The sequence below is a fragment of the Burkholderia latens genome, from assembly GCF_001718795.1.
GTDB lineage: Bacteria > Pseudomonadota > Gammaproteobacteria > Burkholderiales > Burkholderiaceae > Burkholderia > Burkholderia latens_A.
This window is the reverse complement of the sequence record NZ_CP013437.1, coordinates 828650-845077: the sequence shown is the minus strand read 5'-3', so window position 1 is coordinate 845077 and position 16428 is coordinate 828650. Positions and strand designations below refer to the sequence as shown.

Sequence of the window (16428 nt, the reverse complement as noted above, 5' to 3'; positions counted from 1 at the left end):
GGGCTTCCGGCCGTACTGCCGGCGCGAATCGCGCGCGACGGCCGCTCAATCATAAAAGCCGAGGATCGACTTGACCTCCATATATTCCTCCATCCCCTCGATCCCGTATTCGCGGCCGTTGCCCGACTGCTTGTATCCGCCGAACGGCGCCTGCGGATCCCATGCCGGGTAGTTCAGGTGCACCTGGCCCGAGCGGATGCGGGCGGCCACCGCCCGTACACGCTCCATGTCGGCGCCCTGCACGTGCGCGCCGAGCCCGTAGACCGTGTCGTTCGCGATCGCGATCGCTTCGTCGACGGTGTCGTATGGCAGGATCGCGAGGACTGGGCCAAAGATCTCCTGCTGCGCGATCGTCATGTCGGTGCGCACGTCGGAGAAAATCGTCGGTCGCGCATAGAAGCCCTTGTCGAAACCCGACGGCCGGCCGGGACCGCCGGCGATCAACCTGGCGCGCTCGTCGATCCCCGCGTCGATCATCTGCGCGACCCGGCCGAACTGCGCGCGATTCGCGAGCGGACCGTGCGTCGTCGCGTCGTCGAACGGGTCGCCGACGATCAACCGCTGCGCCGCCGCGACGGCCAGTTCCTCGACCGCGCCGAGCACGTCGCGCGGCACGATCATGCGAGTCGGCGCGCTGCACGACTGGCCCATGTTCCGGAACGCGGCCGCGACACCCGGCGCGATCGCGCGCTGCAGGTCTGCATCGGGCAATACGACGTTCGGCGACTTGCCGCCCAGCTCCTGCGCGACGCGCTTGACGGTCGGCGCGGCCGCCTGCGCCACCAGCACGCCGGCCCGCGTCGAGCCGGTGATCGACACCATGTCGACTTCAGGATGCGACGACAGCGCGGCGCCGACCGTTTCGCCGCTGCCGCTCACGAGATTGAACACGCCGGCGGGCACGCCCGCATCGGCGACCACTTCCGCGAACAGCAGCGCGCTGAGCGGCGACAGTTCGCTGGGTTTGAGTACCACCGTGCAGCCTGCCGCAAGCGCGGGCCCGACCTTCGCGGTGATCTGGTAGATCGGCCAGTTCCACGGCGTGATCAGCGCGCACACGCCGATCGGCTCGCGCACGACCGCGGTCGTCCCGCGCCGCTCGACGAACGGGTAACGCGCGAGGTTATCGCGCGCGACGCGGATATGTTCCGCCGCGAGCGGCACGTGCGCGCTGCGCGCGTAGCCGATCGGCGCACCCATCTCCAGCGCGAGCGCCGTGGCGAACAGTTCCGCGCGCTCGAGCATCAATGCATGGATGCGGTCGAGCAGCGCGGCGCGCGCGTGCGGCGGCGTGACGGACCACGATTCGAACGCGCGGCGCGCGGCGCTCACGGCGCGCTCGGCGTCGCGTGCGCTGCCGAGCGGGATCTCGCACAGCGTGTCCTCGGTGGACGGGCAAACGACCGCGAACCGGTCGCCGCCATAGGGCAGCACCCAGTCGCCGTCGATGAACAAGCGATCGAGCCTGCCGGCTCGCATCAGGTGAACAACAGGAGAATTCATTGCAGGGTGTCCTTGAGTCGGTACCAGGCGCCGACGAACGGCAGGAACCACGGTTTGCCGAAGTGGCCGGGAATCGCGGGCCAGTCGAAGCCTTGCCACGGGTTGAGCGCCGCACGCCCGTCCATGATCTCCGCCATCAGCGTGCCCATCAGCGTCGCCATGTGCGTGCCGTGGCCGCTGTAGCCCATCGAGTAATAAACGCCGTCGCGCTCGCCCGCGCGCGGCAGGCGGTTGGCCGTCATGTCGACCAGCCCGCCCCAGCAGTAGTCGATGCGCGCGCCGGCCAGTTCCGGAAACACGGCAGCCATCTGCTGCGCCAGGATTCGGCCGCTCTTTTCGTCCGAACGCGGATTCGACGTCGCGAAACGGGCGCGCCCGCCGAACAGCATCCGGTTGTCCGGCGTGACGCGAAAGAAATTCACGAAGTTCTTGGTGTCGGTAACCATCCGGCGAGTCGGCAGCAACCGGTCGAGCAGCGCCTGCGGCAACGGCTCCGTGACGATGATGAACGCGCCGACCGGCACGATCCTGCGCCGGATCCAGCCGAACGGGCCAACCTGCGAGATGCCGCTCGCGAGCAGCACCTGGCGCGCGCGGATCTCGCCGAGCGGTGTCCGCACCGCATACGCGCCGCTCGCCGCCCGCTTCAATCCGAGCACCGGCGCATGCTCGACAATGTGCGCGCCGCGCGCTTGCGCGGCCGTCGCCAGGCCACGTACATATCGGCCGACGTGCATCCCCGCACTCTTGCCGAACAGCAGCCCGCCGTGATAACGGTCCGAGCCAATCTCATCGCGCAACGCCGCTTTCGTAACGATGCGCGTGTCGGGATCGACGTTTGCGGCGAGCAGTGCCTGGCTACGCACGAGCTTGTCGTAGTGTTCGGGCTTCGCCGCGAGCTTGAGCTTGCCGCGCCGCACGAAATCGCAATCGATCGACTCCTCCGTGACCAGCCGCTCGACCGTGTCGACGCCCGCATCGAACGCGCGATAGAGCCGGTTGGCGAGTTCGGTGCCGATGCGCTGCGACAGCGACGCGTAGTCCTGCGCGAAGCCGTTGTTGCACATCCCGCCGTTGCGCCCGGACGCCGCCTGCCCGACGGTTCCCGCCTCGCAGACGACCACGCGCGCACCCTTTTTTGCGAGCGCCAGGGCGGCAGCCGAGCCGGTGATTCCGCCACCGACGACGACCACGTCGCACGTTCCGCCCGGCAGGTCCGGCGAGCTGCTGACGAACGGCTGAGATGTATCGAGCCAATACGAAACGAAACGCATCACACACTCCAATCCCGTCGGCGCCGGGCCACCATACGTGCCAGGCGCCCGCATCGATCCGGCCGCTCGCGCGCAACGCGCATCGCCGCACATCGCCGATAGTGCGCCACCGCTTTCGCGTGGCGGCGCGAGCCTAGAAATCCGCGACCTTGCCCCATGCCGAATCGCTGAACCGCGCCGGCTGATACGGCACCGGATCGACCAGCGGCTGCGCGCCCGTCGCGAGATCCGCGATCAGGTGCCCGGCGCCGGGGCCGATTCCGAAGCCGTGCCCCGAGAAACCCGCCGCGAGTATCAAGCCGGGTACGCCCGGCACTTCGCCGATACCGGGCACGCCGTCCGGCGTACTGTCGACATACCCGGCCCACGCGTGCGTGATCGTCGCGTCGCGCAGTTCGGGCAGCAGCTCGACCGCGCGGCGGTAGGTTTCGTTGACCGTCGGCATGTCAGGCTTCGGGTCGAGAATGCGGACGGCTTCCATCGGCGTCGGCGCGTCGAGGCGCCAGCGCTTCAGCGTTTCATGGCCGCCGCGCATCCCTTCGAGGCCGCCCGGCAGCAGATTCCGCCAGCGCTTCGCGAACATCGGCACGAACTGCGGCGCGAAGCGCAGGAACTGCGGTGTCACGTCCACGCGCGCGCGGCCGCTGATCGCCAGTGCGTAGCGTCCGTCGCTGCGGCGCGTCACGGACACGCCGGACGTGTAAAGCGCATCCGGCAGCGCCTGCTCGATCGGCGACACGCTGAGGATCGACTGCCGGATCGACGCTTGCGGAAAGCGGATGCCGAGCTGGCGGCAGAACGACGACGCCCACGCACCGCCGGCCATGACGACCGTCTTCGTCCGGATCACGCCGGCCTCGGTGACGACCGCGCTGACGCGGCCGCCCTCGAGTTCGATGCCGCGCGCCGCGCAATGCTGGTGCACGCTGCCGCCGAGCCTGATCAGCGCGGCGGCAACGGCCGGCGCGGCCTTGGCCGGGTCGGCCGTGCCGTCGGTCGGCGAGAACACGCCGCCCTTCCATTGCCGGCCCGTCACGCGCCCGCGCTCGCTCGCCTGCTTGCTGTCGAGCATGTATGTGGTGACGCCGGCCGTTTTCGCGAACGCGCCCCAGCTTTCCCAGCGGGACAGCTCGTCGTCGTCGTTGCTCAGGTACAGCAGCCCGCAGCGGTGAAAGCCGGTGTCTTCGCCGGTTTCCTCGCTGAATCGTTCCCACAGGTCGATGCTCTTGCTCGCCATCGGCAACTCGCGCTCATCGCGGTTCTGCTGCCGGCACCAGCCCCAGTTGCGGCTCGACTGCTCGGCGCCGATTCGGCCTTTCTCGACCAGCGCGACCGACACCCCGCGCCGCGCAAGGTAGTACGCGGTGAAGACGCCGATGATGCCGCCGCCGATCACGACGACGTCGGCCGAAGCGGGCGGCGTGGGCCGCGTTTCGATATGGCGCAGCGGAGGGGACATGGTCAGTCTCGTTCGGTGGATGCTTGGACGTTTTGCACGACGTAGAACTTCGCCACGCGCTCGCTGCTTTCCCAGCCGATCGACGCGCCGCGCGGCACGAACAGCGCATCGCCGGCGCCGAGCGACAGCACGCTGCCGTCCGGCGCGGCAAACCGCACGCCGCCGGCCAGCAGGAACATGAACTCGTTCACGCGATGCGGGCGCACGATCCGGTGATACGGCGTCGAATCCCACGCGCCCGCGCAGTATTCGGCACCGTCGTCGATGAACACGTTGTCGCTGCGGCATTGCGGCGCGGGGCCGAGCAGCACCTCCGCGGGCAACGTCGACGACGGCTTGAAGTCGGCGTCGGCGCGCAGCCGGAACAGTCCGCGTTTCGTCGGCTGCGCGCACGCGGCTGCGCAGAACATCGCGAGCACCGGCGCTGCCGCGCTCGCGCGAAGCGCCGTGCCGCCGCCGATGACGGCCCCTTCCCCCGCACCCAGCACCAGCGGCGCGGCGCCGGCCGTCTCGAGCGTCAGCTCGCCCGACACGACGACGAGCGTTTCGATATGCGGATAACTCGCGACGTCGAGCTCGCCGACGAAGCCGATACGCCCGGCGGCCATCGCGTCGGGCCCTTCCCACGCGATCTCGCGGTGTTCCGCGAAAGGATCGTCCGCGCCGAACGCCTGCTTGCGCAACACGGTCGGATTGGCCGCCCCGTCGGCACGATGCAATACGAAAACTGCGGTCATTTCTGCTCCTGCATGGTCGCGACGGTGCCGTTCGGCGCCCGTCGCGCGGTATGTGAAATCGTCGTTCGAAGGCTCGCCGTTCGCTCGCCCTCGGGACATCGAACTGTCGCGAATCGGGCGCTGCCGGCGAACGCGCTCGGTCTCGCGGCCGGCGCGCGTTGCGCTCGATGTGCGCGGGCCGTGTGCTTCGGCATCGATCGCGCGCATGCCACGCGCTGAATGACGTTCGCGCCCATCCACTGCCCTACACGACATGACACGCCGCGTCGCGGTGCTCGGCACGCGCGCGCATCGGCAACGCTCGCGCCGTTGCGCCGGCCGGCCGCGCGGCGACATAATCGCGCGGCGTGATCCCGAGCACGCGCCGGAAATGCCGGCCGAGGTGGCTCTGATCGAAGAAGCCGACCTCGGTCGCCACGAGCGAAGGCGCGAGGCCGGCGCGCAACAGATCCTGCGCGCGGCGCACCCGCACCGCGCACAAATAGCGATGCGGCGACAAGCCCACTTCGCTGCGAAAGCGTGCGGTGAAGCGCGACACGCTCAGGCCCGCGACGGCCGCCAGCGTGTCGAGATTCAGCGGTTGCGCGAACGACGCGTCGATCGTGCGCAGCACGTCGGCGATTGCCGGCGACACGGGCCGCGCGACACGCGGCGCGCGCGGCATCGTGCCTTCTACCGCGTCCTGGAACAGGGTGGCCATGCTGGCGGTCCTCATGCTGTCGCCCGCGCGCCGAGCGGGCAAATGATTCGTGCTGTCATATCCGGTCCTCGACGCATGCGCATCAGTGCAGGAAATCCTGCATCCGGTAATACGCGCCGACGATCGGCAGGAACCACGCGTGCCCGAAATGCCCCGGCATCGCCGGCCAGTCGAGCTCGCGCCACGGGTTCGACGCGGCCGCGCCGTACAGCACGTCGGCCATCACGCGGCCCATGTGCACCGACATCTGCACGCCGTGGCCGCTGTAGCCCATCGAGTAATAGAGCCCGTCGTGCTGGCCCGCGCGCGGCAGCCGGTCGGCGGTGATGTCCACCAGCCCGCCCCAGCAGTAGTCGAGCCGCACGTTGGCGAGTTCCGGGAAATACCCGGCCATGCCGGCACGCAGGACGTCGCCGCTCTTCGAGTCGGAGCGCGGGCTCGACATCGCGAAGCGCGCGCGTCCGCCGAACAGCAGCCGGTTGTCGGGCGTCACGCGGAAGTAGTTGCCGATCTGGCGCGACGTCACGTACGCGCGGCGCTGCGGAAGGAGCCGGTTCAGCTGTGCCTCCGGCAGCGGTTCGGTCACGACGATGAAGCTGCCGACCGGCGCGATGCGCCGCCGGAACCACGCGAACGGCCCATGCTGCGACGCGCCGGTCGCCACCAGCACGCGCTCGGCGACGATCGCGCCGCGCGTGCATGTGATCGTGTGACGCTCGCCGTCGAGACGCTCGAGCTGCGTGACGGCTGCGTGCTCGTAGATGCGCGCGCCGGCCCGCACGGCCGCGTGTGCGAGGCCCACGCCGAACTTGCCCATGTGCATCTGCGCGCCGTTGCGCTGCAGGAGCCCGCCGTAGAAACCGTCGGACGCGACTTCATCGCGGATTCGCGACGGCTCGATCAGTTCGATGTCCGGATCGACATCGCGGCGCAACGCGTCGAAGGTCTTTTCGAGGCCCGCGAAATGCTGCGGTTTCGCGGCGAGCTTCAGCTTTCCCGCGCGTCGGAAGTCGCAGTCGATCGCGTGTTCGGCAACGATCGTCTCGACGCTTTTCACCGCGCTTTCGTACGCGCGATAAAACTGCTTCGCGGGCTCGATGCCGATCCGCGCCGCGAGCGACGCGAAGTCCTGCGCGACGCCGGTATTGCACTGGCCGCCGTTGCGGCCCGACGCTTCACTCGCGACCTGCGCGGCTTCGAGCACGACCACCGACACGCCGCGCTGCGCGAGCGCGAGCGCCGCGGACAATCCGGTGAAGCCGCCGCCGATGACGACCACGTCGGCGCGCCCTTCGACGGGGCCGTCACGGCCCCCGCGAAACCCGGGGCGGGTATCCAGCCAGTACGATTCCAGTTTCATCGAATGTCTCTCGAGCATTCCGGTGACGACGATCGGCGACCGTTCAGTGACACTCATTTAATCACCGTCAAAAAGCGCAGTTGCCGCGTATTCGCGCGCAGCACACGTGCAATTCGCTGTTTTGTTCGACTGCCGCAGCACACTATGCGCAATGCCGATCGCCGGTACACGCGAGCACGCCGTGAACGAACGATCGCCTGCATTACAGCCGCACCGGCTGCACCGGCGCCGTGCTCGCCTGCACCGGGCCGGCCTGGAAACGTGCGAGGTCTTCCTCGCTGCGGTGGCACAGCACCTGCGCACCGTTGCCGAGCGTGCGCAGCGCCGGGGCCGTCCGGTTGCACACGCCGTCCATGCGCATCGCGCAGCGCGACAGGAACGGACACAGCTGCGCGTCGTCGGCGCGTTCGCCGATCGGCGCCAGCGGCCGCCGGCAACGCTCGGCCGCATCGTCGAGCCAGCCCGCGCGGAGTTCAGGGGCCGACGACACCAGCAGATGCGAATACGGGTGATAAGGCGGCGCGCACAGCGCATCGCGGCTACCGGTTTCGACACGCCGGCCCGCGTACAGCACGACGATGTCGTCGCTGATCGCGCGGACCTTCGCGATGTCGTGCGTGATAAACACGTATGACACGCCGAGTTTCGCCTGCAGATCGCGCAGCAGATCCATGATCGCGGCGCCGACCACGGTGTCGAGTGCGGACGTGACCTCGTCGCACAGGATCAGGTCGGGCTCGGCGGCAAGCGCGCGCGCGAGGTTCACGCGCTGCTTCTGCCCGCCGGACAACTCTCCGGTGCGCCGCGCGGCGACCGCCTGCGGCAGCCGCACGAGGTCGAGCAGTTCGGCGACGCGCCGACGCGCACGCGCGCCCTTGATCCCGTGATAGAACGCGAGCGGCCGCGCGAGCGTGCGCTCGACGGTATGCACCGGATTGAGCGCGGTGTCCGCGTTCTGGAACACGATCTGCACGCGACGGTGCTGCTCCTTCGTGCGCTTGGCCGCATCGAGCGCGAGCGGCTCGCCGTCGAGCAGGATCTGCCCGGCCGTCGCCGGCACGAGACCGGCGATCACTTTCGCGAGCGTCGTCTTGCCGGAGCCCGACTCGCCAATCACGCCGACCGTCTGGCCGCGCCCGATCCGCAAGTCGACTTCGTGCAGGATCAGCTTCGCGGGCCAGCCCTTCGCCGTCCGGCCGCCGTAGCCGGCGACCGCGCCGCGCACGTCGAGCAGCGGCGCCGGTTCGGCCGGCGCCGGTTTTTCGTCGCGCTGCGCACCGTTCGGCGTGACCGCCGCGATCAGGCTTTGCGTGTACGGATGCGCGGGTGCGTGCAGGATCTGTTCGGTGCCGCCGGTCTCGCGGATCACGCCTTCGCTCAGCACGACGATCCGGTCGGCCATCTGCGCGACCACGGCCAGATCATGCGACACGTATACCGCGCTCATCCCGCAGCGCCGGATCACGCTCTTGAACGCCTGCAGCACGTCGATCTGCGTGGTCACGTCGAGCGCGGTGGTCGGCTCGTCGAGAATCACGAGTTCAGGATCGGTGATCAGCGCCATCGCGGCCATCAGCCGCTGCAGCTGGCCGCCCGACACCTGGTGCGGATAGCGCGCGCCGATCGTCTCGGGCTCCGGCAGCGCGAGCGCGCGGAACAGCTCGACCGCCTTCGCCTGCGCGTCGCGCTTCGACATCGTCTTGTGGATCAGCGCGCTCTCGATCACCTGGTCGAGAATCGTGCGCGACGGGTTGAACGCGGCGGCTGCGCTCTGCGCGATATACGCGACCTTGCGGCCGCGCAGTGCGGTCAGGCCCTGCGCGGACAGCGTACAGACGTCCGTGCCGCCGATCTTCACCGAGCCGGCGGCGATCCGGCAACCGGTGCGCGCATGGCCCATCAGCGACAGCGCGATCGTCGTCTTGCCGGAGCCCGATTCGCCGATCAGCGCGAGCACCTCGCCGCGCGCGATGTCGAAGTCGACGTCATGAACGATCGTCGTTTCCGCGCCGCCCGGGCGGCCGCCGACGACGCGCAGCCCGCGCACCTCGACGAGCGGAGTCGATTGATCTCGCATCAGTGTTCTCCCGCGGCCGGGGCCGCGCCCTTGCGGCGGCCGCGATGCGGCAGGCCGTCGATCAACAGGTTGACGCCCACCGTCAGGATCGCGATCGCGACCGCAGGCATGATCGCGACGGCCGAGCCGTCGCCGAGGCTCGCGATGTTCTCGCGTACGAGCGAGCCGAGGTCCGCGTACGGCGGCTGCACGCCGAGCCCGAGAAAGCTCAGGCCGCTCAGCAGCAGCACGACGAACGTGAAGCGCAATCCGGTATCGGCGAGCATCGGATGAATCATGTTCGGCAGCATCTCGACGCACGCGATGTACAGCGCGCTCTCGCCGCGCGCTTTCGCCACCTGCACGAATTCGAGCGTGCTGATGTTGATCGCGAGCGCGCGTGCGATCCGGTACGAGCCGGGCATGTAGCTGACCGCCGCGGTGAGGACCAGCAACGGCAGCGACGAGCCGAACGCGGCGACGAACATCAGCGCGAACATCTTCGACGGAATCGATGTGAGCGCATCGAGCAGCCGGCTCATCGTTTCGTCGACCGCCCGGCCCGACACGGTCGCGAGCAGACCGAGCGTCGTGCCGGTCAGCGCGGCGAGCAGCACTGCCGCGAGCGCGAGCAGCACGGTCAGCCGCGTGCCGTACAGGATCCGGCTCAGCATGTCGCGGCCAAGGAAGTCCGAGCCGAACGGGAGCTTCGCGCTGAACGGCGCGAACACGTCAGGCGTGACGATCGCGCCGACGTCGTGCGGCGCGAGCAGCGGCGCGAACGCGGCGACGAACAGCATCAGGCCGACCATCGACAGGCCGGCGCGGCCGCCGGCCGTCAGTGCGATGCGCGGGCCGCGGCGCTTGCGCGGCTGGTCGGGGGCAGGCGCGGCAGGCGGCACGCTGCCCCGCCCGACGGGCGGGTCGCCGGATGGCGGCAGCGCGCTGCTGCGTTGTACGGGTTCGATCGGTTGCATGGGCGGCATCTCGGAAGAAAGACCAAACACTCAGGTGCGCAGTCGCGGGTTCGACACGATCGAGCACAGGTCGGCGAACAGCACGAGCGTCAGGTAAGCGACGCAGAAGATCAGCGTGCACGCCTGGACCAGCGGGAAATCGCGATTGCTGACGGCGTCGACCATCAGGCTCGCGAGCCCCGGATAGTTGAAGATCGTCTCGACGACGATCACGCCGCCGAGCAGATACGACAGGCTCAACGCGATCGCGTTGGCGATCGGGCCGATCGCGTTCGGCAACGCATGGCGCAGCACGACGCGCGCGGGGCTCGCGCCCTTGAGCACGGCCATCTCGACATACGACGCGCTCAACTGCTCGATCACCGCGGCGCGCGTCATGCGTGCCATCTGCGCGATCACGACGGCGCACAGCGTCAGCACCGGCATCGCGTACGCGCGCAGGAAATCGTGCACGCTTTCGATCGGGCCGCTGTAGGACAACGCGGACAGCCAGTGCAGCTTCACCGCCAGCACGAGCACGGCGACCGTCGCGATCAGGAACTCCGGCGTCGCGACCAGCGACAGCGTGCCGAGGCTGATCACGCGGTCGATCGCCGACTCGCGCTTGACTGCCGCGAGGATCCCGAGCAACAGCGCGATCGGCACCGACACGGCGGTCGTGATCGCCGCGAGCGTGAGCGATTTCGGCAGGCGCCCGCCGATCATTTCCGACACCGGCATGTCGCCGGACAGCGACCGGCCGAAATCGCCGTGCAACAGGCCGGCGAGCCAGTGCAGATAGCGTACGTGAGCCGGCATGTCGAGGCCGAACTGCTGGCGCAGCGCGGCGATCGTCTCAGGCGTCGCCGACTGCCCGAGCGCCGCCTGGGCGGCGTCGCCCGGCAGCAGGTTCGTGATCGTGAAGATGATCGCGGACACGATCAGCAACGTGAGCGCGGTGATCGCGACGCGCCGGCCGATCAGGCCAATGAGAACTCGGTTCATGGAGCGGCACTCCCGAAAAAACCGCGCGTGGCCGGTGCGGTGGCCCGCACCGGCCGCGCGGCGGCCAACGACAACGTCATGCGTTCCACCACACGTTCTCGGCGAACATGAAGCCCATCATCCCGCCGGTCGGGATCGAACCGAGACCGGCCAGCCGCTTGTCGTAGCCGTCGAGGAAGCTGATGAAGGCCGGAATGCCGACGCGGCCCTGCTGCGCCACGATCACCTGCATGTCGCCGTACATCTGCTTGCGCTTCGCGTCGTCGGTTTCCGAACGTGCGGCGAGCAGCAGCTGATCGAACTTCGCATTCTTCCAGCCCGACTCGTTCCACGGCGCATCCGACTTGAAGAACTGCGTGAACAGCACGTCGGCGCTCGAGCGCGGGTTGATGTTGCCGAAGGTGAGCGGGTGCTTCATCCAGTGGTTCGACCAGTAGCCGTCGGGCGACGCGCGGTTGACCTGCACGTTCAGCCCGATCTTCTGGCCGGCCTGCTGCAGCAGCACGGCCATTTCGATCGACCCGTTCGCGTCGGACGTCGCGTAAATCGGCGGCAGCGCGGCACCCAGCGCCCCGGCCTTCTGGAACAGGAATTTCGCCTTGTCCGGATCGTGCGGCCGCTGCGGCACCGACGCATTGAAGTAGCGATGCCCCGGCGGAATCGGCTGGTCGTTGCCGATCACCGAGTAGCCGCGAAACACCGCCGAGCGGATCTGCTCGCGATCGAACAGGTACTTCATCCCTTCGACGAAATCGGGATTCGACACGATCGGGTTGTCGCTGCGCATGATCAGGTCGGTATAGAGGCCCGATTTGGTTTCCTTCAGCGCATAGCCGGCCGTCGACGCGACCCGCTGCGTCGAGCGCGGATCGATCGCGTTGATCAGGTGCACGTCGCCCGACAGCAGCGCGTTCAGGCGCGCGGCGCTGTCGCTGATGCCGATCAGCTCGATCTCGTCGAGATACGGCTTGCCCGGCTTGAAGTAGCTGTCGTTGCGCACGCCGACGGTCGATACGCCCGGCTTGAACGACTTCAGCTTGTACGGGCCGCAGCCGATGCCGCTGCTGAAATCGGTCGTGCCGTCCTTGACGATCACGAGCTGCGGCGTCGCGAGAATCACCGGCAGGTCCGCGTTCGCGCTCGCAAGCGTCAACGTGACTTCGTCGGGGCCGCTTGCCTTCGCGTCGACGAACTGGTCGGCGAGCGGCTTGACCTTCGATGCGGTGGCCGCGTTCTTGTGGCGCATCAGCGAATACACGACGTCGGCCGGGCCGACCGGCTTGCCGTCGTGGAACGTGACACCCTTGCGCAGCTTGATGATCCACGTCTTCGCGTCGGAGGTCTGCAGCGACTCGGCGAGATTCATCTGCGGCGTGAGGCTCGCGTCGAGCTGCGTGAGGCCGCTGTAGAACATGAAGAATCGGATGTAGTCGGCGCCCGTCGAGCCCTTCGCCGGATCCAGCGTGTCGGCCGTCGAACTCGATTCGTTCGCAACCCGGATCTTGCCGCCGCGTTTCGGCGCGGGCGCGGCGAAGGCCGTGCCGGGGTTCATCAGCAGTCCGCCGGCGCCGGCGGCCATCATGCCGCTTGCCGCCATGACCCGCATCATGTCGCGGCGCGTGAAGCCGCCGTTGCCGCCGCCGTTGTCGATATCGTCGTTCATCCGAACTGCTCCTGACTGTGGAAAGTGGGTCCTTGGGTCCAGCATCGTTGTCGAATCCCGCCGCGCCCGCGTGCTGGTGGCGGCCGCAACGTCGTCATGCAATTCATTTAAGCATCGCCAAAATGCGGTTTGTCGCGATTCGGGCGGCCCGCACGATACGAATCGACCGTTTTGGGCCGCCCGCGCAGCATGAATTGCTGCGCCCGCGCACGTGCCGCCATTGGCGCGCCGCATGGGCGCGGCGGCTGCACATGCGATGCCGATGCAGGAAATCGTAAAGCCGCGGCCGCCGCAGATTGCGCCGACAAAATTGCCCGTTCGGCATCCGGCGCGCGTTTGACTCGCGCAAACCGCACGTTTGCGTCGAACGGGCGTGCGGGTGCCGGCTCAGGTCGAAATGCGCGGCGGGGCGCGGGTCGCGGTCGCGCGTGGATGGGCTGGCGGGCCTCGGTCGCGGTGGCGCCACGCGCGCAAAGCGCGGAGGATTGCCGCGCGATCGCGCAGGCTTCGTATGAGGACCGGGAGAGATGGCCGGGACAGGGGCGAGGCGGATGGGAGTCGGTCAGGGAATCGCCCGGGAAACGGTTGGGAACGGGCGGGAAGCGGCTCGGGAATTGGCTCGGGAATTGGCTCGGGAATTGGCTCGGGAATCGGCTCGGGGAACGGCTCTGGAAAACGGCTCTGGAAAACGGCTCCGGAAAACGTCTCGCAAATCGCTCGGGACTAGCCAGGAGTCGCTCGGGAATCGCGCCCGGGATCGACTCGGGATGCGACCGAAATGGGCCCGGAATCGGTTGGCGAACCGGTCAGCGAGTCAGACCGGGAACCGGCAGCGTGCAGGCCATACCGCCCGCCGATAGTGCGCCGCGTGTGACAACCGCCAGGCGCCTCGATTCGGTGCGACGCCTCGGCCGTCGCCGTCGCCGTCGCACCGTCGCACCGTCGCACCGACGCGCCGACGCGTCACTCGGCCCCCCCGCCCGCGCAGGAAAGAACGCGCCGGCCGCGAGCGGCCGGCACGCGCCCGTCACGCGGCCAGCCGGAACACCGACACGGCGGCCCGCAGACGCGCGGCCTGCTCGTCCAGCGACGACGCAGCCGCCGCGGCCTGCTCGACGAGCGCGGCGTTCTGCTGCGTGACTTCGTCCATCTGCGCAACCGCACGCCCGATCTGTTCGATGCCGGTGCTCTGCTCGGCCGACGCCGCGGAAATCTCGCCCATGATGTCGGCCACGCGATCGATCGACCGGACGATCTCCGTCATGCGCGCGCCGGCCGTCTCGACGAGCCGGCTGCCGCTGCCGACTTGCTCGACTGACGCCTCGATCAGCCCCTTGATGTCCTTCGCCGCGGCAGCGCTGCGCTGCGCGAGCGAACGCACCTCCGACGCGACGACGGCGAACCCGCGCCCTTCCTCGCCGGCTCGCGCGGCTTCGACTGCGGCGTTCAGCGCGAGAATGTTGGTCTGGAACGCGATGCTCTCGATGACGACGGTAATGTCGGCGATCCGCACCGATCCGTCGGCAATCTGCCGCATCGTTTCGACGACCTCCTGCACCGCCGCGCCGCCGAGTTCGGTCGCCTCTTTCGCGTGCGTCACGAGCGCATTCGCCTGGCGCGCGTTGTCCGCGTTCTGTTTGACCGTCGACGTGATCTGTTCCATGCTCGCGGCCGTTTCCTGCAACGATGCGGCCTGCTGCTCCGTGCGCTGCGACAAATCGAGGTTGCCTTGCGCGATCTCGCCGGTGCCGGTGGCGATCGAGTGGGTGGTGGTCTGGATGTCGGCGATGGTGTCGGTCAGTCGCGCCTTCATGTCTCCGAGCGCAACGAGCAGGCTGCCGGGCGCGGCGTGCGCCGTATCGAACTGCACGTCCAGCTCGCCGGCGGCAATGCGGGCCGCGATCTGCGCCGCCTGCGCGGGTTCGCCGCCCAGCGTGCGCCTCACACTGCGCAGCACGCCCCATGCGATGGCCGCGAGCGCCACCGCGATGACGAGCGTGATCGCGCCCAGCACCATCGCGAGCCGCGTAAACGCAGCGTTGATGTCGTCGTAGAAGAATCCCGTGCCGATCCACCAGTCCCAGTCCGGAATCGCGACCACGCCCTGGAGCTTCGGCTCCAGGTCCGCGTCGGGGCTGCGCTTGATCAGCACGTCGACCAGCGCGAAATGCGATTGCGCCATTCCCGCGCGGTACGCTTCGCTGTCGGTCAGGCCGCTGGTCGTGCGGTTGCCCTTTGCACGCGTGCCGATGAACTTCGCGTTCGGATGCACGAGGTTGACGCCGTCGGACGTCGTGACCCAGAAGTAGCTCTTCGAATTTGCGTTAAGCGCCGACAACGCGGCCTTCGCCTGCTGCCGCGCCTGCTCGCGCGTCAGCGTGCCGCTCGCCTGCAGCGCGCGATACGAATCGACCAGATGCTCGGCCTTGGTCAACAGAATGACGATCTCTTCGCGGCGGCTGTCGATCAGCGCGTCGCGCAGCGTGTGCAGCGACAACGCCGCGAGCAGGACGACGCCGAGCAGCGCCGCGGCGACAAGCATCAGCAGTTTCGTGGACAACTTCATGCGAGGGCCTCTCGATATTAACCGTTCGGTACATATATCGGCCCGCGCCGCCGGGCCTTGAACCGCTCAATATCGGTAATTACCCTCGTTTCGTGCGCTGATCGAACGCGTGACGGCGCGTGCGATGCGTCGCGGCGGGCGCCGGCGGCATCGCGGCCGCGCCCGGTCGCGACGATCGGCGCACGCGCCCCCGCCGGCTTACAGCCCCAGTTGCGTCGCGAGCTGGCCGATGTCCGACACTTCGTAATAGTTGTAGAACGGCGTGCCCGGCTCGTGGCCGCGATTGACGAACGCCTTGTGCCTGATCCCGAGATCCTCGGCCGTCATCAGGTCGTAGCGCAGGCTCGATGACACGTGCAGCACGTCCTCGGGCTTGCAGCCGAGCTTGTCGAACATGTACTCGAAGCCCTGCATCCGCGGCTTGTACGACTGCGCCTGCTGCGCGGTAAACACGGCGTGGAACGGCGCGCCGAGCTTGTCGACGTTGCTCATGATCTGGTCGTCCATTGCGTTCGACAGGATCACCAGCTTGTACTTCTTCGCGAGCCGCGACAGGCCGGCCGGCACGTCCGGGTGCGGGCCCCACGTCGGCACCGCGTGATAGAAGCGTTCGGCCTCGGCCTCGTCGAACGTCACGCCGATGCGCGCGCAGGTGCGGCGGACCGCGTTGACGACGACGTCGCGGTACGGCTTCCATGCGCCTAGCACCTCGTCGAGCCGATACGCAGCGAACGCACGGACGAATGCCTCCATCGCCGCCGGCGACAGCCGGTCGGCATAGATTTCGCGCGCCGTCTCGGCCATCCGGAAATGGGTCAGCGTGCCGTAGCAGTCGAAGGTGATGAACTTCGGTTCAAACTGGATCATGGTGACGTCCTGTCGGTGTGAAGCCCCGGCAGGGCCGGGGACGGGCTGGGTTCAACGAAATTGAATCAGGGCAAAAAACCGTGCGCGCATCGTTCGGCGCCGCTCAAAACGCACGATCGCCGCAAGTTGCCCGGCGTGTGCAGCACGATGTGCGGCGCGACCCCGCCGGCGCGGCCGGGCCGCCACGCATCGCCGAGCTGCACGGCGCCAGGGCCGCCCGCCGGCAAGCGACGGCGATGCCGTGACTTCATCGTAGTGACATTCGCACAGCAGGCGCTGTCG

Annotated in this window: 12 protein-coding genes; all 12 read right to left on the bottom strand. The window is 68.5% G+C overall.

The window, feature by feature from the left end; all coding sequences use genetic code 11:
• Nucleotides 1-45: 45 nt before the first annotated feature.
• Complete coding sequence (locus tag WK25_RS19270; RefSeq protein WP_069242394.1) at nt 46-1503, bottom strand: aldehyde dehydrogenase family protein; 1458 nt, start codon at nt 1501-1503, stop codon at nt 46-48.
• Complete coding sequence (locus WK25_RS19265; RefSeq protein ID WP_038571967.1) at nt 1500-2777, bottom strand: NAD(P)/FAD-dependent oxidoreductase; 1278 nt, start codon at nt 2775-2777, stop codon at nt 1500-1502. Before WK25_RS19265 ends, WK25_RS19270 begins: the two co-directional genes overlap by 4 nt.
• Nucleotides 2778-2910: 133 nt before the next feature.
• Nucleotides 2911-4236, bottom strand: a complete 1326-nt coding sequence (locus WK25_RS19260; protein ID WP_038571964.1) for an NAD(P)/FAD-dependent oxidoreductase — start codon at nt 4234-4236, stop codon at nt 2911-2913.
• 2 nt (nt 4237-4238) lie between these two features.
• Nucleotides 4239-4973 carry a cupin domain-containing protein gene (locus WK25_RS19255; protein WP_038572369.1) on the bottom strand — a complete coding sequence of 245 codons (735 nt, stop codon included), beginning with the start codon at nt 4971-4973 and terminating at the stop codon, nt 4239-4241.
• Nucleotides 4974-5217: 244 nt separating this feature from the next.
• Nucleotides 5218-5673, bottom strand: a complete 456-nt coding sequence (locus WK25_RS19250; protein WP_083253050.1) for a helix-turn-helix domain-containing protein — start codon at nt 5671-5673, stop codon at nt 5218-5220.
• Nucleotides 5674-5755: 82 nt separating this feature from the next.
• Complete coding sequence (locus WK25_RS19245; protein WP_069242484.1) at nt 5756-7033, bottom strand: NAD(P)/FAD-dependent oxidoreductase; 1278 nt, start codon at nt 7031-7033, stop codon at nt 5756-5758.
• A 202-nt stretch (nt 7034-7235) separates the two neighbouring features.
• The gene (locus WK25_RS19240) at nt 7236-9110 is read right to left on the bottom strand and encodes an ABC transporter ATP-binding protein (protein ID WP_069242393.1); all 1875 of its coding nucleotides are present in this window, start codon (nt 9108-9110) and stop codon (nt 7236-7238) included.
• On the bottom strand, nt 9110-10066 hold the full coding sequence (locus WK25_RS19235) for an ABC transporter permease (protein ID WP_038571956.1): 957 nt from the start codon (nt 10064-10066) through the stop codon (nt 9110-9112). Before WK25_RS19235 ends, WK25_RS19240 begins: the two co-directional genes overlap by 1 nt.
• 30 nt (nt 10067-10096) lie before the next feature.
• Nucleotides 10097-11050: an ABC transporter permease gene (locus WK25_RS19230; protein ID WP_069242392.1), complete on the bottom strand. Its 954-nt coding sequence runs from the start codon at nt 11048-11050 to the stop codon at nt 10097-10099.
• A gap of 76 nt (nt 11051-11126) precedes the next feature.
• Nucleotides 11127-12713: an ABC transporter substrate-binding protein gene (locus tag WK25_RS19225; protein WP_059545519.1), complete on the bottom strand. Its 1587-nt coding sequence runs from the start codon at nt 12711-12713 to the stop codon at nt 11127-11129.
• A gap of 1027 nt (nt 12714-13740) precedes the next feature.
• On the bottom strand, nt 13741-15279 hold the full coding sequence (locus tag WK25_RS19220; protein WP_069242391.1) for a methyl-accepting chemotaxis protein: 1539 nt from the start codon (nt 15277-15279) through the stop codon (nt 13741-13743).
• A 198-nt stretch (nt 15280-15477) separates the two neighbouring features.
• Nucleotides 15478-16146 carry a haloacid dehalogenase type II gene (locus WK25_RS19215; RefSeq protein ID WP_069242390.1) on the bottom strand — a complete coding sequence of 223 codons (669 nt, stop codon included), beginning with the start codon at nt 16144-16146 and terminating at the stop codon, nt 15478-15480.
• Nucleotides 16147-16428: the final 282 nt, after the last annotated feature.